Origin of the sequence: Streptomyces sp. CA-294286 (assembly GCF_050947155.1) — a bacterium.
In the GTDB taxonomy this organism is placed as follows: Bacteria; Actinomycetota; Actinomycetes; order Streptomycetales; family Streptomycetaceae; genus Streptomyces.
The window spans coordinates 3,253,798-3,271,624 of the sequence record NZ_CP192005.1; the positions used below are offsets into that span (position 1 = coordinate 3,253,798).

The 17,827-nt window shown below is 73.6% G+C and carries 12 protein-coding genes; 5 read left to right on the forward strand and 7 right to left on the reverse strand.

The window, feature by feature from the left end; genetic code table 11:
* Nucleotides 1–58: 58 nt before the first annotated feature.
* The gene (locus ACQPZG_RS19265; RefSeq protein WP_433546968.1) at nt 59–2,245 is read right to left on the reverse strand and encodes a HelD family protein; all 2,187 of its coding nucleotides are present in this window, start codon (nt 2,243–2,245) and stop codon (nt 59–61) included.
* A 474-nt stretch (nt 2,246–2,719) separates the two neighbouring features.
* Here ACQPZG_RS19265 and ACQPZG_RS19270 point away from each other — a divergent pair, with 474 nt between their 5' ends.
* Nucleotides 2,720–2,968, forward strand: a complete 249-nt coding sequence (locus tag ACQPZG_RS19270; RefSeq protein ID WP_433546969.1) for a hypothetical protein — start codon at nt 2,720–2,722, stop codon at nt 2,966–2,968.
* 811 nt (nt 2,969–3,779) lie between these two features.
* Nucleotides 3,780–5,084 carry a glycosyltransferase 87 family protein gene (locus ACQPZG_RS19275; protein WP_433546970.1) on the forward strand — a complete coding sequence of 435 codons (1,305 nt, stop codon included), beginning with the start codon at nt 3,780–3,782 and terminating at the stop codon, nt 5,082–5,084.
* A gap of 316 nt (nt 5,085–5,400) precedes the next feature.
* Here the strand turns inward: ACQPZG_RS19275 and ACQPZG_RS19280 are convergent, their stop codons facing one another.
* On the reverse strand, nt 5,401–7,059 hold the full coding sequence (locus ACQPZG_RS19280; RefSeq protein WP_433546971.1) for a DNA repair helicase XPB: 1,659 nt from the start codon (nt 7,057–7,059) through the stop codon (nt 5,401–5,403).
* 120 nt (nt 7,060–7,179) lie between these two features.
* Between ACQPZG_RS19280 and ACQPZG_RS19285 the strand changes: the two genes are divergently transcribed.
* Nucleotides 7,180–7,851: a VanZ family protein gene (locus ACQPZG_RS19285; RefSeq protein ID WP_433546972.1), complete on the forward strand. Its 672-nt coding sequence runs from the start codon at nt 7,180–7,182 to the stop codon at nt 7,849–7,851.
* Nucleotides 7,852–7,977: 126 nt separating this feature from the next.
* Here ACQPZG_RS19285 and ACQPZG_RS19290 read toward each other — a convergent pair whose 3' ends face one another.
* Nucleotides 7,978–10,854 carry a helicase-associated domain-containing protein gene (locus ACQPZG_RS19290; RefSeq protein WP_433546973.1) on the reverse strand — a complete coding sequence of 959 codons (2,877 nt, stop codon included), beginning with the start codon at nt 10,852–10,854 and terminating at the stop codon, nt 7,978–7,980.
* Nucleotides 10,855–11,062: 208 nt separating this feature from the next.
* Here ACQPZG_RS19290 and ACQPZG_RS19295 point away from each other — a divergent pair, with 208 nt between their 5' ends.
* Nucleotides 11,063–12,340, forward strand: coding sequence for a hypothetical protein (locus ACQPZG_RS19295; protein WP_433546974.1), 1,278 nt, complete (start codon nt 11,063–11,065; stop codon nt 12,338–12,340).
* A 230-nt stretch (nt 12,341–12,570) separates the two neighbouring features.
* On the opposite strand, the gene ACQPZG_RS19300 is transcribed toward ACQPZG_RS19295, so the two are convergent.
* From ACQPZG_RS19300 to ACQPZG_RS19315, 4 genes are all read right to left on the reverse strand, one after another.
* Nucleotides 12,571–13,575: an ABC transporter substrate-binding protein gene (locus ACQPZG_RS19300; RefSeq protein ID WP_433546975.1), complete on the reverse strand. Its 1,005-nt coding sequence runs from the start codon at nt 13,573–13,575 to the stop codon at nt 12,571–12,573.
* Between the two features lie 212 nt (nt 13,576–13,787).
* Nucleotides 13,788–14,693: an ABC transporter ATP-binding protein gene (locus ACQPZG_RS19305; protein ID WP_433546976.1), complete on the reverse strand. Its 906-nt coding sequence runs from the start codon at nt 14,691–14,693 to the stop codon at nt 13,788–13,790.
* Complete coding sequence (locus ACQPZG_RS19310; RefSeq protein WP_433546977.1) at nt 14,690–15,781, reverse strand: FecCD family ABC transporter permease; 1,092 nt, start codon at nt 15,779–15,781, stop codon at nt 14,690–14,692. The genes ACQPZG_RS19305 and ACQPZG_RS19310 overlap by 4 nt, the downstream gene beginning before the upstream one ends.
* Nucleotides 15,778–16,842 (reverse strand): FecCD family ABC transporter permease, encoded by a 1,065-nt coding sequence (locus tag ACQPZG_RS19315; RefSeq protein WP_433546978.1) that lies wholly within the window; start codon nt 16,840–16,842, stop codon nt 15,778–15,780. The genes ACQPZG_RS19310 and ACQPZG_RS19315 overlap by 4 nt, the downstream gene beginning before the upstream one ends.
* 307 nt (nt 16,843–17,149) lie before the next feature.
* Between ACQPZG_RS19315 and ACQPZG_RS19320 the strand changes: the two genes are divergently transcribed.
* Complete coding sequence (locus ACQPZG_RS19320) at nt 17,150–17,782, forward strand: HAD family hydrolase (protein ID WP_433546979.1); 633 nt, start codon at nt 17,150–17,152, stop codon at nt 17,780–17,782.
* The last annotated feature ends 45 nt before the right edge of the window (nt 17,783–17,827 follow it).

Below are 17,827 nucleotides of genomic sequence, written 5' to 3' on the forward strand. Positions count from 1 at the left end.
GCATGACAGGCGGCCTCGGCCCCGCAGCGTCTCCGGCCGGGCGAGTGCGTGACGGGTCTCAGTCCCGCAGCGCCTCCGGCAGGGGAAGCGCGTGGCGTACGGCCAGGCCCGAGACCGCTCGGGTCAGGGCCACGTACAGCCGGCGCAGCCCCGTCCGTTCGTCCGGTTCAGCGCTGACGACGGCCGCCGGTTCGTCGAGGACCACGTAGTCGTATTCGAGGCCCTTGGCGAGGGAGGCCGGTACGAGGGTCAGGCGGGACGCGGCGGTGGTCTCCTCGCCGGGGGAGAGCCAGGAGTGGCCCGCTGCCTCCAGCGCCTTCGCGAGGGCCGGGATGCGGGCGTCGGCGGCGATCAGGCCGATCGAGCCCTCGTGGGTGAGGGCCTCCGCGCAGGCGGCCACCACCGCCGCGTCCAAGTCCGCCTCGGACGGCACGAATTGAACGGACATCGCGCCGGCGCTCTCGCGTACGGAGGAGACCGGCGTGAGGCCCGGGGACATGAGCGGGAGGAGCCGTGACGCGTACGCGATGACGTCGCGCGGGACGCGGAAGCCGGCCGTGAGTTCCTCGACGATCGCGTCCGGCTTGCCGAGGTGCCTGAGCGCCTCGTCCCAACTCCCCGTCGCCCACGGCGTGGTGCCCTGTGCGAGGTCCCCGAGGACTGTCGCCGATCCGGTCGAGCACCGGCGGCCCACCGCCCGGTACTGCATGGGGGACAGGTCCTGCGCCTCGTCGAGCACGACGTGGCCGAGCGAATGCGTGCGCTCCACCAGGTCGCGGGCCTCGTCGATGAGTACGGCGTCGGCCGCCGACCACTTCGCGGACTTCGGGGAGCGGGCGGGCCTGGGGTGCAGGAGCGCGCGCTGCTCGTTCTCGGTGAGGATGCCGTCCGCGTGCGCGGCGAGGAACCCGGCGTCGGAGATCAGGCGTAGGACCAGCTTCGCCGGGTCGACCGGCGGCCAGATCGCCTTGACCGCCTGCTTCACGGCCGGATTGCGGGCGACCGTGTCCTGCACGCGGTCGTCGGGGGCCTCGCCCGCCTCCTCCATCCGTACGAGGATCTGGTGGGCGATGCGGCGCGGCAGGGCCTCGCGGGCCGCACCGTAACGGATGTCGCGGGTCAGCAACTCACGGACGATCTCCTCCAGTTCGTACGCGGGAACACGCCAGCGGCGGGATCCGCGCACGACGACCACCGGTTCGGTCGGCATGGTCACGTGCGCCCGGACCGCACGGCGCAGCACCTCGGCCATCCGCGCGTCACCCTTGATCACCGACGTGGCGGCGGGCTCTTCGGTGGTGCGGATCTCGATGCCCGCGCCCGCCCCGCTGGTGACGAGGTCGTCCACCGTCGCCTGCTTCACTTCCCACTCGCCCAGGGCGGGGAGGACCTGCTCGATGTAGTGGAGGAACGACCTGTTCGGGCCGATGACGAGGGTGCCGGTGCGGGCCAGGCGCTCGCGGTGCGCGTAGAGGAGGTACGCAACCCGGTGCAGGCCGACGGCGGTCTTTCCGGTGCCGGGACCGCCCTGCACGCAGACCGAGCCGGCGAGTCCCGACCGTACGATCTCGTCCTGTTCGGGCTGGATCGTGGCGACGATGTCCCGCATCGGGCCGACGCGGGGGCGCTCGATCTCCGCCTGGAGGAGCTTGCTGGTCTGCTCGTTCTCGGTGGCGTCGGTGAGGTGCTCGTCCTCGTACGCGGTGAGCTCGCCGCCCGTGTAACCGAAGCGTCGACGCAGCCCGACGTCCTGCGGGTCCTTGCGGGAGGCGCGGTAGAAGGGCTGCGAGACGGGGGCGCGCCAGTCGATGACCATGGGGTCGCCGTGGGCGTCGTGCACGTGTCGGCGGCCGATGTAGAAGTTCTCCCCGGCGGAACCCTCGGTGAGATCGGCGCCGACCGTGTGCAGGTAGTCGAGGCGGCCGAAGAAGAGGGGAGTGTGGGAGAGGTCCGCGAGGGCCTTGATGCGGTCGTCGATCTGGGCGGTGAGGACGGCGGCGTTCACCCAGTTCGCGGTGACGTCTCTGATGTCGAGGTTCTCGACGTCCTCGCGCATGGCGCGGAGCGCGGAACGCGAGGCGGCGAGGTGAGCGCGTTCGCGGGCGAGGGGGTCGTCGGCGAGGTCACGGGTGTGAGGGGTGCTGGTGCTGGTGCTGGTGTCGGTGTTGGGGGGCGTGGGGGTGCGTGTAATGGCAGTGGTGCTGGACGTGGTGCTGGGGTCACTGTCGGGAACGTGCGCGGGCACGGCTTTGCCTCCGGCTGGGTACGCGGGCCGGGCGGCCGGGTTCCTTGCGGCGGCCGGGTCCTGCGCGCGGGGCGAGGACCGGGGCGGCCGGGTGTGCGGCACGGCTCGGCGGGGATCACGTGTGGCTGATCACGCGAATGGATCACGACTTGGCTGCCGCCCGGTTTCCGTCCGGACGGCGCGCTCCACGGAAGGGAGGCGGGCAGACGGGCGAGTGTAGCGGTGGGGAGGGCCGGTGGCGAACGGCTTTATCCCCGGGGCACGGTCGGGATCGGGATCGAGGTCCAGGTGGCGGGGGCGGGCGGGGTGGGGGTAACCCGTCAGCCTCTGGGGTGAGTTCGGGGAGCGGAGTCAGCCTGGGGGTGGAGGAGGAGGCGGGGGAGGCTCACCCCCGGGTCCGATGTGCGGAGGAGGGGCGGCGGACACCATGGAGGTATGAGTACAGCGACGTTCACCCCAGGTGCAGCGACAGGAATGGCAGGAGCCCGACCGACGGGCCACGGGCACTCCGGTGCCACTGCGGTCTCGGACACACCGCACCGCGCGTCCCGCGCGCTGCGCGCCGTCCGGATCTTCGTGGGCGCGGCCGTCGGCGTGGTCCTGCTCGGCGACTACGCGGAGGACTGGAAGGAAGAGAACCGGAACGCGGGCGACCGCACCGGCGAGGACTGGCGGTACGAACGCGACGCGTGGGCGGACGGCCGTATGCACACGGAGCGCTGAGCACCGCGCGACCGGAACCCCGCACGCGGACGCGCGTCACCGGGCGCCGTGCACGGCAGTGCGCGGGAACCGGAGCGATCACGCATGGGGCCGAGCGCGTGCCCTGAGTACGTGCGGCGGCCGAGCGCGTGCCCTGAGTACGTGCGGCGGCCGAAGACGTGCGGGCCGAGTACGTGCGGCCGAGTACGTGCGGCCGAAGACGTGCGGGCCGAGTACGTGCGGGCTGAGTGCGAGCCCTTGGGAGCGGACCGAGTACAGGCTTTCGGGAGCGGACGGAGTACTTGCCTTCGGGACCGGACCGAGTACTTGCCTTCGGGACCGGATCGACGATGGGCGTTCGGGGCCGGACCTGCTACGGGTCGGTGGAAACCGGGCCGAGTACCTGCCACCGGCGCCGGACCGCGACCGAGTACGCGTCGGCCGGATCGGACCGGACCCTGCACGCGCACGCCGCCTCCTTCACGCCCAGGTGTCAGCCGGGCCCTCCACGCGCACGCGCGGGCCGGACCCTGCCCGTCCACGCGCACGCGCGGGCCGGACGAGCTTGCTGCTGGGCGCGTCGGTGTCGAACTGGCCCTGCCCGTCCACGCGCGGCCCGCCTCCTGCCCGTCCACGCGCGAGCCGCCCCCGCCCCCGCCCCCTCCACGCGCGAGCCCGCCCCCCTCCACGCGCCAACCGCTCCCTGCCCGTCCACGCGCCTGTGGGAACCAACCCCCGCACGGCGCTCCCCGCCGGTGCGCCCTGCCTCGGGGGTGGCGCGAAGCGGAGCGGGCGTGGCCCGGCCGGGCGCGTGCCTCATAGGGTTGCCGTCGTGACGACAGACCGGACCGAGAACGCCCGCGCCGTTGACCGACCCGAGGAAGCGAGTCCCCGGGCCGCGCGCACCACGGGTGCGAGCCCCGGGACCGGAGGCAGCCGCCCCGCCCGCCCCCGCGCCCTCCTGGGCGCCTATGTCCTGCTCGTGCTGTCCGTGGCGGCGCTCACGGCCCTCTTCCTCGTGACCCGCATCCCGCTGGGCGACACCCTCGTCTACCGGGCCGAAGGACAGGCCGTCGTCGACGGGACGAGCCTGTACGACTTCGTGACGACGGAATGGAAGCTGCCCGCCACCTATCCGCCGTTCGCCGCGATCCTCTTCGTGCCGACGACCTGGGTGTCGGTCGTGGCCATGAAGGTCTGCTTCTTCGTCGGAAACATCGTCCTGCTCGCCGTCCTCGTACGGCTGTCGTGGCGGTTCGCCAAGCTGCCGCAGCGGCCCGAGCTGGTCCTCGTGGTGACGGCCGCCGCGATCTGGCTGGAGCCGGTCTTCCAGACGTTCGTGTTCGGCCAGATCAACCTCGCGCTGGCATGCCTGGTGCTGTGGGACCTCAACCGTCCCAAGGGCGCCCTGGGCAAGGGCATCGGGCTCGGCGTCGCCGCCGGGATCAAGCTCACCCCGGCGATCTTCATCGTGTACCTGCTGATCACGGGACGGGTGCGGAACGGCCTGACGGCGCTCGCCTCCTTCGTCGCCACCGTCGTGATCGGCATCCTCGTGCTGCCGTCCGCGAGCCTCGACTTCTGGACCCGGCGCATGTTCGAGACCGAGCGGGTCGGCAAGGTGTGGATCATCGACAACCAGTCCCTGCAAGGGATGATCGCGCGGGCGATGAACTCCATGGAGCCGGGGCTCGTGTGGTTCGGCTGCGCGGTGGTCGTCGGCCTGGCCGGGCTGTGGGTGGCCCGCAGGGCGGTCCGCGCCGGGCTGGAGGAGTGGGGCGTCGTGGCCGTCGCGCTCACGATGCTGCTGGTCTCGCCGATCAGCTGGTCGCACCACTGGGTGTGGTGCGTACCGCTGATCGCCCTGCTGTGTGCCGAGCGCCGCCACCGTGCGGCGGCCGTCCTCGTGGTTCTCTTCACCTGCCGCAGCTTCTGGGCGCTGCCCCATCAGGGCGACCTGGACGTGCAGCTGCCGTGGTGGCAGCAGCCGGGCCTCTCGCCGTACGCGATGGCGTCGCTCGTGCTGCTGGGGTGGCTGGCGTGGCGGCTGCGCGACGGCCGGCCGCAGGGGCCGACGGTGTACGGGGCCATGCCGGAGCCGAGGAAGTCCGCGTCGGAGGCACGCTCGGCGACGTGAGGGGGGAGGGCGGGCGGGGCGCGCGGCCCGCGCGTACGGCATACGATGCCGCCCCGGCGCGGTCCGCGCTTACGGTGCCGCCCCGGCGCGGACCGTGCGTACGGCGTACGGTGTCGCCTCGCCTCGCCTCGGCGCGGGCCCTCCTCGCTGGTCGCCGGGCGCCCGCCCCCGGACGCCGTGCCGGTCCCCGCCGCGTGGGACAGGCCCCCCCCAAGGCGCTGGTCCGGCGTGGGGCGGGCCCCCAGGGCGCTGGTCCGGCGTGGGACGGGCCCCCAGGGCGCTGGTCCGGCGAGGGACGGGCGTCCGGACGCGCTGGTCAGGACGGTTGGCGGCCGTCTCCCGCCAGCAGGTCGTCCGCGTCCACGATCCGGTACGCGTAGCCCTGCTCCGCCAGGAACCGCTGCCGGTGCGCGGCGAAGTCCTGGTCGATGGTGTCGCGGGCGACCACCGAGTAGAACCGCGCCTCGTGCCCGTCCGCCTTCGGCCGCAGTACCCGGCCCAGCCGCTGCGCCTCCTCCTGCCGCGACCCGAACGTCCCGGACACCTGGATCGCCACCGTCGCCTCGGGCAGGTCGATCGAGAAGTTGGCGACCTTCGAGACGACGAGAACGTTCAGCTCGCCCGTACGGAAGGCGTCGAAGAGCTTCTCGCGCTGCGAGTTCGGCGTCTCGCCCTTGATGACCGGCGCGTCCAGGTGTTCACCCAGCTCGTCCAGCTGGTCGATGTACTGGCCGATGACCAGGGTCTGCTCGCCCTTGTGCTTGGCGACCAGCGCCTCCGTCACCTTCCGCTTCGTCGCCGTCGTCGCGCAGAAGCGGTACTTCTCCTCCGCCTCGGCGGTCGCGTACGCGAGCCGCTCGGAGTCGGTGAGGTTGACCCGTACCTCCACGCAGTCCGCCGGGGCGATGTAGCCCTGCGCCTCGATCTCCTTCCACGGCGCGTCGAAACGCTTCGGCCCGATCAGCGAGAAGACGTCCGACTCCCGGCCGTCCTCGCGTACGAGGGTCGCGGTGAGCCCCAGCCGCCGCCGCGCCTGGAGATCGGCGGTGAACTTGAAGACGGGCGCGGGCAGCAGGTGCACCTCGTCGTAGATCACCAGACCCCAGTCGCGCGAGTCGAACAGCTCCAGGTGCGGGTAGACGCCCTTCCGGCGGGTCGTCAGCACCTGGTACGTGGCGATGGTGACCGGTCGGATCTCCTTCTTCGTCCCGCTGTACTCGCCGATCTCGTCCTCGGTCAGCGAGGTGCGCTTCACCAGCTCGTGCTTCCACTGGCGGGCCGAGACCGTATTGGTGACGAGGATCAGCGTCGTCGCCTTCGCCTCGGCCATGGCGCCCGCGCCGACCAGCGTCTTCCCGGCGCCGCAGGGGAGGACGACGACACCGGACCCGCCGTGCCAGAAGCCCTCCACGGCCTGCTTCTGGTACGGGCGCAGCGCCCAGCCGTCCTCGGCCAGTTCGATCGGGTGCGCCTCGCCGTCGACGTAACCGGCGAGGTCCTCGGCCGGCCAGCCCAGCTTCAGCAGCGTCTGCTTGATCTGCCCGCGCTCGGAGGGGTGCACGGCGACCGTGTCGGGGTCGATCCGCGCCCCGACCAGCGGCTGGACCTTCTTCGAGCGGAGGATCTCCTCCAGGACCGGCCGGTCGGTGGAGGTGAGGACGAGACCGTGCACCGGGTGCTTGGACAGGGTGAGGCGGCCGTAGCGCGCCATCGTCTCCGCGACGTCCACGAGCAGGGCGTGCGGCACCGGGTAGCGGGAGAACTCGACGAGCGCGTTCACCACCTGCTCGGCGTCGTGCCCGGCGGCCCGCGCGTTCCACAGGCCCAGCGGGGTCAGCCGGTAGGTGTGGATGTGCTCCGGCGCGCGCTCCAGTTCGGCGAACGGAGCGATGGCACGACGGCAGGCGCCCGCCTGGTCGTGATCGACCTCCAGGAGGAGCGTCTTGTCGCTTTGGACGATGAGGGGACCATTCAACGCCGTGAGTCCTTCCGCGCGCGGTCAAACCTCCAGTGTGCCGTACGTGCGCAAGCGCGCCCGGTGTGAGCCGGGCCGGCGGCGGGTGAGTGGGGCCGATGCCGGGGTAGACGACACGCCATGACTGCCGAGCGCGCGACCGCCGCAGAACCCGCCGAGTCCGCTCAACCCGCAGAGCCACCGCGCCCGTTACGGAGCTGGGTCCTGCTGCGCGGAGCCCTGATCGTGCTGGCGTTCCTCGTGATGATCGCCTTCTCCGTCGTCCTGGCGAAACTGACCCTGATGCCGTCACCCGCCTCCGAGGGCATCGTGCACAGCAACCTCAGGCCCGGGGCGTCGCTGCGGCAGTACGCGCAGGACTACACCTTCCTCGCCGCGTGCAAGCAGGTCGGCGGGAACATCGTGCTGGGCATGCCGTTCGGGGTGCTGCTGCCGGTGCTCGGGGCGCGCCGCTGGCGGTTCCTGCGCACGATGCTCGCCACGATCGCGGTGATCGTACTGGTCGAGCTGGCGCAGGGGGCGATCGTCACCGGCCGGGCCTTCGACGTCGACGACGTCATCATGAACGCGACCGGCGCGCTGATCGGGTACCTGGTGCTGGGGCGGCGTCTGGGCCGCGTGGTGCATCGGAAGCGGTACCGGGAGGTGCCGGTGCCGAAGGACGTGCCACCGGGAGAACCCGACCCGGCAACGGAGGGCCGGCCGGGCGCGGACGGCCGGCCGGCGGCGGTGGACGCGCCCTCTGCCGAGGCCCGGGGCCCGGCAACGAAGCGGGTCCTCTGGCGGAAGTGAGGCCGCGATGCGTGAGGGCTCCAAAGGTGAGCGCCGTGACGGCGGCCGAGGCTCCGGCGAGGCCGCCCAGGCCCACACCTTGCAGCACGCACGCGGGAGATTTCCACCCCGTCGGGGTGACGCGACTCACGCGCCGAGGTCGTCCGCCAGTTCCGCGACGCCCGTGATGCGGTGCAGCGGGTACGTCCTCACCTCGTCGGCGGTGTGGTCGTAGGCGGTGACGAAGCCGCCCTCGACGCGAACCGGCGCGATCACGCGCTGGCTCGCCGCGCCGTCCGCGTTGACATAGCCGATCCACAACGCCGAGCCGGTCATGGCGGCCGCCTGGACGGTGGCCAGGGTCTCCGCGGACGAGGTACGGGGCAGCGAGCCGGCGGACGCGGCGGTGGTCGTCTCGGCGGCCGGTTTGCGTACCGCGTTCGCGGCCATGTCTCCGGCCCGGATCGCGTGCAACGCCGCGCCGAGCAGCGTTTCGTCCGGTACCGGAGGGCCTTCCGGCACGGGGGCGGGGGCGGTTCGCGCCGGGGTGCGGCGGGCGTCCGCGCGCGTGATCAGCACATCGCCCGCGGCGGACTCGGCGGCGGGCGCGAAGCCCATCGTGCGCAGTCCGTCGAGGAGGGCGGCCGGTTCGGCGCGGGCGGCCAGCACGGTCGGCGCGAGCCGGCGCAGCCCGAAACCCGCGGATCGCTTGTCGGCCAGGATCTCGCCCAGCACGGTGTCGTCGTCGCAGCGCACGTACGAGGACGCCGAGCCGACCCGGAGGTGCCCGTGCCGACGGGCCACGTCGTCGATCAGGTAGCTGAGCGGCTGCGGCACCGGGGTGCGGCTGTGCGTGGCGAGGAAGGCGTGCAGGTCGGAGGCGGCCTGCCCGGAGTCCAGGGCGCGGCGGACCGACCCCGGGGTGAACCGGTAGACGGTCGCCCCGCCCTTGCTCTCCACGTCCGCCAGCACGGACAGCGTCTCGGCCAGCGGGCGCTGCAACGGTCCGGGGGCCACGGCGGTCAGGTCGGCCTGGAGGAGGACGTGGTCGAGGGGCTCGGGGATGAGAGGGGCCAGGAGGGCGGCGGCCCGCAGTGCGGAGGCGGCGGCCTCGGCCTGCGTGGGGGCGTGGTCCGCGTCCGGACCCGGGCCGGGGGCCGCCGTTCCGTCCAGGTTCGCCAGGGCCCGGCCGTGGGTCGACAGCGCGCCGCGACCCGTGACGCCGAGCAGTTCCGCCTCGTCGAGGGTCCACAGGGCCAGGCGGGTGCGGAGGTCGCCGGTGGTGCCGCGCTGCGGACGCTCCCAGTGCAGGCGGGCGAGGACGGCGCCCGGGTCGGGGGCGGTCCCCTCGGGAAGCGTGGCGAGGAGGGCCAGGACCCGGCGGCGTACCTCCGGGGCGGCCGAACGGTCGAGGTCGGGTCCGAGTGCGGAAAGCGTGCGGCCCTTCGCGTCCTGCCCGCCGACCAGCCCCGCCGTACGGGTGCCGCGCAGCCAGGTGGCGGCGAGGCGGGACCAGCGCTCCTGGGGCGGCAGACCGAGCCAGTCGTCGTACGCGGGAGTCGGGGCGTACCGCTCGTCGCTCTCGCCGTCGGAGGCCAGCAGCCCGGCCGCGTAGGCGAGTTCGAGCCAGAACGCGGCCGTCGGCTCCGGCAGGTCCATGGCGGACGCGGTGCGCTTCAGGTCGCGCACGCTGAGCCCGCCGGAACGCAGGACGGCCGGACCGCCCCTGTCCCAGTCCTTCAGCAGGTCCTCGACGGTCGACAGGGCGGTGAACGCCTGCCCGGCCGCCGTCAGGTCCACCATCTTCGGGGAGTGCGCCGACGTCGTGCCGAGCCGTGGAGGGTGGGGTTCCGGGGTGCGGTGGGCGCGGCCCGCCCGCAGGTGCAGGGCGACCTCCCGGGGGAGCACGACGGTCCGCGCGCTGGTCGGCAGCAGCAGCCCCCGGTCGCGCAGCCAGCGCACCGGAGGCGTCGGATCGGAGCTGACCTCGCCGTACGGCGGCCCCCACACCAGCCGGTCGAGCACGGCCAGCGCGTCCGTCGGGGCGGTGTTCAGCAGGGCGTCCATCCGCGACCGGTCGGTGAACAGCGAGGTCAGGCCGTGCACGGCGGACACCGGGTCGTGCGTGGTGGGCAGCCCGGCCGCCGCCAGGATCGCCTGGAGCCGGGTCGGCGACATTCCGGCGGTGGCCTCCGCCACGGTCGGGCCGAGACCGGTCGGGGAGGGGTGCGCCGTGGACGGCGCGAGCAGCTCGCGGGCGGTCCGTACGAGCCGCAGCCGGTCGTCCGCACCCCACAGCAGCGCCTGTTCGCGCAGCACGTGCACGGCGTGCGGCAGGGCCGCCTCGGTCTCCGGGTCGCCCTCGTCGCCGGTCATCAGGGCCCGGAGCGCGTCGTACGTCGCCGGGTCGGGGGCCACCGCCAGCGCTTCCGCGGCCTGGAGCGTGAAACGGTCCAGGCGCTCCAGGGCCCGTACGACGGAGGCCCTGGTACCGGCCCTGGTGGCGAGCAGCCCGAGGTCGCCGGGCACGGGGGAGAGCAGGTCCGGCCGGGCGCGCAGGAGAGCAGCGAGGGAGTCGTCGTCCCGGGTGCGGAGGGCCTCGGCGAGAGTACGAGGGGGCGTGGTGCCACTGCTGGGGGCGCGCGGGGGCGCGGAACGACCGGGCACGGCGCTGCCGGGCGTGCCGGTGTCCGTTGCGGTGCTGCCGGGTGCTGCGGCGCTGGGCGTGGCGCTGCCGGGCGTGCCGGTGTCCGCGGTGGTGCCGTCGGGTGCTGCGGCGTTGGGCGTAGTGCGGCCGGGTGTGCCGGTGTCCGCCGTCGTGCTGCCGGGCGCTGCGGTGTCCGCGGTGGTGCTGCCGGGTGCTTCGGTGTCGGCAGCGCTGATGCCGGGTGCCGTGGTGCCGGGCAGGCCGGCGGGCCGCTCGGCCGGAGTGCCTGACGGCTCCCTCGGCGTTCCGGCGGTCGTGCGGTCGGTGGTGTTTCCTTCGGGCACGTGCGCCTCCAGGTCGCGCTCGCTGGTCCCCATCCGCCCCACGTTAGCCCCTGCGCGGTCCCCTCCCTCGCGGCAGGCGCTAACGTCGGTCCGGGGCGGGACGGCAACTGCGTGTAGCCGCCGGTCACTTGCGGGGTACGCGAAACGACGACGCAGCCGCGGCGCAGCACGCACACGCAGCAGTGGAACGAAGCAAGCGAAGCAGCAGGGCAGAACAGAGCAAAGGGGACGGGCGGACGCCGTGGGGATCGAGAGCGACCAGTTGGTCTTCGACTATCTGAGCCGGGTCGGCGACCTCGCCCAGCAGCGACAGCTGAACTCCGGCGACCGGATGCGCCTCGTGTCCATGCTGCGCGGCGAGATCGACCGGCAGCGTGCCAAGGCCGTCGGCGGCCCGGACAGCGCGGCCGCCGTGCAGCGCATCCTCGGCCGCCTCGGCACGCCCGACGAGATCGTGGAGGCGGTGGGCGGCGGCGGTGTCGAGGCGGTGCTGTCCTCCCGTACGTCACGCAGGGTGCTGCCCAGGCAGCGCCGCACGTCGTGGACCGGAGGCGGAAGCGGAGGCGAGGGCGGGAGCGACGGTGCGGGCCGGGGCGGACGCGGGCCGGCGCGCGAGGCAGGCCGTGCGACGGAACGCGAGGGCCGCGAGGGGCCCGTGGGGTTCGACAAGGAATCGGTGGGGTCCGACGAAGGGCCGGGCGGCAGTGGATCGGGCGGCAAGGGGCCCTGGGGCGGCAAGGGGCCCTGGGGCGGCAAGGGGCCCGGGGGCGGCGGGTCCGGTGCACACGAGCCCGGGGACGGGGGTGGGCCGGGCGTCCCGTTCGTCCCCGGCCCGCACCTGGCGGGGATGGACGAACTCGGCCCGCACGAGGCCGAGGGCGCCGACGTCGAGTGGTGGCGTACGGACCCCGAGCCCTTCGGCGGTCTCGGCACCTCCGTACCCGGCTTCACCGGCGGAGTGGAGATCCCCGACATACTCAAGCCGCCGCCGAAGGACGAGGACGAAGGGGAGGAAGAGGGCGAGGAAGAGGGGGAGGACGGCGACGGCGGCGGGGCGGGCGGAGGCAGGGGGCGACGACGGTTTGTTCCGGACCGGTTCCGGCGGCGTACTCCCGTGGTGGAGGTCGTCGCGCCGGACGAGGCGGTGGTCGCCGGCCGGGGGCCGCTGATTCCGCCGGGAAGCTTCTTCCTGCTGGTGGCCGCGCTGCTGCTGGTCGTCGGGGCCGTCATGGGGAACCTGCTGGTGCTCGCGGGCGGCTGGTTCCTCGCGTACCTCTCGCGGAAGCTCACCCGTACGGAGGCGAAGTGGGCCGTGCTCGGGCTGCCGGGCCTGGTGGCGGTCGGCGGCGCGGTGTGGTTGTGGGGGCGCACCGAGGGGCGCTGGGGCACGCCGTTGTCCCTCCAGGCCGAGGGTGCGCTGGGGGACGCGCTGACGGGACTGTGGCCGGCGCTGCTGCGGACCGCGGCTGTCGCCTCGGCGCTGTACCTGGTGTGGCGGGCTCGGCGGCTCGGGCGATAGCGCCGAGGTGTGCGGCGTCCGGGGCTCGATGGTCCGGGGTGCGGTGGTCCGGGGTGCGGCGGCCGGGGGTCCGACGCCCGGGGGTCCGACGCCCGGGGGCCCGACGGCCCGGGGCGCGGCGGTCCGGGGTGCGGTGGTCCGGAGCCCGGCGGTCAGGGGTGCGGTGGTCCGGAGCCCGGCGGTCAGGGGTGCGGTGGTCCGGGGTCCGACGCCCCGGCCCCGTGCCGCCGCTACTCGGTGAGGTGGGCCTGGAGTTCGTCCAGGATCTTGTTAGCGGCGGTGTAGCCGATGCCCTGGATCCACAGCTGGTCGTCGACGCCGAAGACCTTGCCCGCCTTGACGGCCGGGATGTTCTTCCACAGCGCCGAGTTGAGGGTCCGGGTCTGCTTGGCCTTGGCCGGGTCGCCGTACGTGGTGTGGAAGACGACGTCGGCGCCCTCGCCCGCGAGGTCGATCTTCTCGGGGCTCACGTCGTACGAGAAGCCGTCCTTGGCCTTGTCGACGACAGGGGGGCGACCGAGGCCGACGTCGGCGAGGACGGTCGCGATGTAGTTCTTCCTGCCGTAGATGCGGATGTCCGCACCTTCCACGAAGCGCACCACGTTGACCCCGATCGCCGCGGCCCCGTCCTTGCCGCCGAGTGCCTCGGTCACCTTCGCGGCGTGCGCGGCGTACTCGTCGGTGACCTTCTTCGCCTCGGCCTGCTTGCCCAGGGCCTGGGCGTGCAGCTGGAAGTTCTCCTTCCAGGGGTAACCGGTGCCCTCCGTCATCACCGTCGGCGCGATGGCCTTCAACTCGCTGTACTTGTCCTCGTGGCGGACCTTGCTGGTGAGGATGAGGTCCGGCCTCAGCTCGGCGACCGCCTCCAGGTTGGGCGTCATCATCTCGCCGACGTCCTTTATCCCCGCGACCTCGTCCTTGGGCAGGTAGTTCAGGAAGCCGGACTCGACGTCGGCGTGCGTGGAGCCGACCGGCTTCACGCCGAGCGTGATCGCGGAGTCCAGCTCGGCGGTGTCCAGGACGACGACGCGCTTGGGGACGGCGGGAACCCGGACGTCGCCCATGGCGGTCTTCACCGTGCGTGTCCCGGAGGCGTCCCTCTCGCTCTTCGTACCGGAACCGGCGGAGTCACCGCCGCCGCACGAGGACAGCGCGAGTGCGCCGACGGCGGCGAGCGAGACGGCGGCTGCGCCCCGGCGGTGACGACGTGCGGTGGCCAGCGGTGCGTTGCTCATCAGGTGACTGCCTTTCGGGGAGGGAAGGCTTTCAAGGGGCGGGCTTCCGGGGCGGGAGACCCTCCGGTGGGGGAAGGCGCTCAGGGGACGGAGACCACGAGGGGACGGAGACCACGAGGGGACGGAGACCACGAGGAGGCGGAGACCACGAGGAGGCGGAGGTGACGAGGGGAAGGAGACGACGAGGGACGGAGGCCACGAGGAGGCGAAGGTCATCGGGGGGCGGAGGAAAAGGGCGCGCCCTCAACGGCAGCAACGGCATCAATGGCCTCTGCGGCTCCGCCGGTCCGGGGCCCTTCGCTCCCCGGCGTCCACGGCGCGCCCGGCACCACCAGCGGCGAGCCCGTCACCGGGTCCGGCACGACGACCGATTCCAGGCCGAACACCTCCCGTACGAGTTCCGCGGTGACGACCTCGTCCGGGGTGCCCTCTGCGACGACCAGCCCCTCCTTCATCGCGACCAGGTGGTCGGCGTACCGGGCCGCCTGGTTGAGGTCGTGGAGCACGACGACCACGGTGCGGCCCTGCTCACGGTTGAGCTGGCGGACCAGATCGAGCACCTCCACCTGATGGGAGATGTCGAGGTACGTCGTCGGCTCGTCGAGGAGCAGCAGCTCGGTCTCCTGGGCGAGTGCCATCGCGATCCACACGCGTTGCCGCTGACCGCCCGACAGCGCGTCCACCGGCCGCTCCGCCAGCGCCGCCACGTCCGTGCGCGCCATGGCGGCCGTGACGGCGCGCTCGTCGTCGGCGGACCACTGCTTCCACCATGCCTGATGGGGCTGCCGACCGCGCGAGACGAGGTCGGCGACGGTGATCGCCTCCGGTGCCACCGGGGTCTGGGGCAGCAGCCCGATCGACTGGGCGATCTTCTTCGTGGGGATGCGGGCCAGCTCCGCGCCGTCCAGGAGGACCGACCCGCCCTTCGGCTTCAGGAGCCTGCCCAGCGCGCGCAGCGTGGTCGACTTGCCGCAGGCGTTCGGGCCGACGATGACGGTGACCCGGCCGTCCGGAATCGCCAGGTCCAGTTCGTGGACGACGGTGCGGTCCTCGTACCCGAGGGTCAGCGAAGCCGCCCTCAGCCGCGTCACGGGCCCGGTCGTCGGGTCGGAACTCATGCCTTGCCTCCTGTACGCCCACGCATGATGAGCCAGATCAGATACGGGGCGCCCACGGCCGCCGTGAGCACGCCCACCGGCAGCTCGGTCGGCGAGAACAGCCTGCGGGCCAGCAGGTCCCCGGCCACCACGACCACCGCGCCGAGCAGCGCCGAGCACAACAGCGGGATCTGTGCGGTGCGCGTCAGCCGGCGGGCGATTTGCGGGGCCAGCAGCGCCACGAAGTCCACGGGCCCGGCCGCGCCCGTCGCCACCGACGCCAGGATCACGCCGAGCGCCACCAGCCCGAGCCGTACCCGGCCCAGCCGTACGCCGAGCGCCACCGCCGTGTCGTCGTCCATCGCGGCGGTGCGCTGCGCCCGCGCGGCCCACGCGACGCCCGGCAGCAGGACCACCAGCACCCAGCCCAGGGTGGCGGCCTCGTCCCAGCCGCGCCCGTTGAGCGAGCCGGTCATCCAGATCTGGGCCTGCTGGGCGACCAGGTAATCGCCCTTCGTCATAAACAGGTGGGTGACCGAGCGCAGGGCGATCGCGAAGCCGATGCCGATCAGCACGAACCGCGTCGCGTGCAGCCCGCCGCGCCAGGCGAAGACGTACACCAGGGCGGCGGCCAGGACGCCGCCGAGGACCGAGAGGTACGGCAGGACGTCGTACGACGTGATGCCGAAGATCATGGCGCCGACGGTCAGCGCGCTCGCACCCTGGCTGATGCCGATGATGTCGGGGCTGGCGAGCGGGTTGCGGGCGACGGTCTGGATGAGCGCCCCGGCGATGCCGAACGCGATGCCGACCAGCAGGCCGACGGTCATCCGGGGCAGGCGCAGGGTGCCGACGACGAGTTCGCTGCGGGACTCCTGGCCGAACAGGACGCGCAGGACCTCGCCCGGGGGCACGAACCGCTCCCCGACACAGAGGTACGCCACGCACACCGCCGCCAGCACCACCGCGAGCGCGGACGCGACGAGGGCGGCCCGGCGGTGCAGCAGGAACGACGCGCTCCCGGCCCGTACGAGCGCGTATCCGGCGGGACGGACGGGACCGGTGGGGCGGGAGGGGCGCGCGTCCTTGCCGAGGGTGGCCGTGCTCATGCCTGGACCGCCTTCCGTCGTACCAGCGCGACCAGGAAGGGCACGCCGATCAGCGCCGTCATCACCCCGGCCGGTACCTCGCTCGGCGGGAACAGCACCCGCCCGACGACGTCCGCCACCAACAGCATCACCGGACCGATCAGCGCAGCCATCGGCAGCACCCACCGGTGGTCGCTGCCGACGACCGCCCGCGCGAGGTGCGGCACCGCCAGGCCGATGAACGCGATCGGCCCGGCCGCCGCCACCGCCACCCCGGTCAGGACGGTCGCGCCGAGGCCGCCCACCACCCGTACGACCGCGACGTTCTGACCGAGGCCCCTGGCCACGTCCTCGCCGAGCGCGAGCGCGTCCAGACCGCGCGCCACCGACAGCACCAGCACCAGCCCGACCAGGAGGAACGGCCAGACCTGGGCGACGACGCCCATGTCACGGCCGGCCACCGAGCCGACGTTCCAGAAGCGGAACTCGTCCAGCGCGGCGGCCTTCGTCGTCAGCACCGCCATCGTCACCGACACCAGCAGCGCGTTGATCGCCGCGCCCGCCAGCGCGAGCTTGACCGGGGTCGCCCCGCCGCGCCCGCCGGACGCGATGGCGTACACCGCGACCGACGCCAGGGCTGCGCCCGCGAAGGCGAACCACACGTAGCCGTTCAGCGTGTGGACGCCCGCGAAGGCGATGGCGAGGACGACGCCGACCGAGGCGCCCTGGCTGATGCCGAGGATGCCCGGGTCGGCGATCGGGTTGCGGGTGATGCCCTGAAGCGCCGTTCCGGCGAGCGCGAGGGCCGCGCCCACCATGACGCCGATGACGGTCCTGGGCACCCGCATCTGACGTACGACCTCGGCGTCCGCGCCGGAGCCGCCGTGCAGCAGCGCGTCGAGCACGGCCGCGGGCGCCACGGTCCTCGCGCCCACCGCCAGGCTGAGCAGCACCGCCACCAGCAGCGCCGCGACGGCGACCGCCGTCCAGCCGAAACGGCGCGTCAGGGTCGCGCCCCGACCACGGGAGGAAGGCGGGGCCGGCCTGGCGGCGGGCGGGGCGGCGGTCGGCATCGGTCCCAATCCGGAGGCAAACAGGCAGGTGGAGCGAGCTGGAGATACGGCAGGTTAGGCGAGCCTAAGTGTACGGCCGGGGCGGGGACGCCGCCCCGGCAGCGGGAACCAGCCCGGGAAGCGCGGCCCCGGCGGGGGAAAGTGCCGCTCCGGCAGGCGGGGACGCTGCTCGGGCGGAGGGAAGTGCCGCCCCGGAAGACAGCGGAGGCGCGGCCCCGGCGGAGGGAAGTTGCGCCCCGGCATGCGGGAACGCCGCCCCGGCATGCGGGAACGCCGCCCCGGCAGACGGAAGTGCCGCCCCGGCACAATGGCAGCCATGACCGCGCACGCACACCTCGCCGTCGGGTTCGACCTCGACATGACCCTCATCGACTCCCGCCCCGGCATCCGGGCCGCCTACCGGCGGCTCTCCGCGGAGACCGGGGTGTGGATCGACGCCGACCTCGTCGTCACCCGGCTCGGCCCGCCGCTGGAGGACGAGATCGCCAACTGGTTCCCCGCCGCGCGCATCGGGGAGATCGCCGACCGATACCGGGCCCTCTACCCCGACTACGCCATCGCCCCCACCACCCCGCTGCCCGGCGCCCGCGAGGCCGTCGAAGCGGTACGGGCGGCGGGCGGCCGGACGGTCGTCGTCACCGGCAAGTGGCAGCCCAACGCCGAACTCCACCTCGCGCACCTGGGCATCGAGGTGGACGCCGTCATCGGCAACGTCTGGGCGGAGGGCAAGGCACTCGCACTGCGCGAGCACGGGGCGAGCGTCTACGTCGGCGACCACCTCGGCGACGTCCGCGGCGCCCGCGCGGCGGACGCACTCGCGGTCGCCGTGACGACGGGCCCGTACGGCGCGGAGGCACTGCGGGAGGCGGGCGCGGACGTGGTCCTGCCGGACCTCACGGCCTTCCCCACGTGGCTCGCGGGGCACGTGACGAAGACGGCAGCCGCCTGACGGCCGACGCCTTCGCGGGGCTCCGGGAGCGCGGGCGGGAGGCTC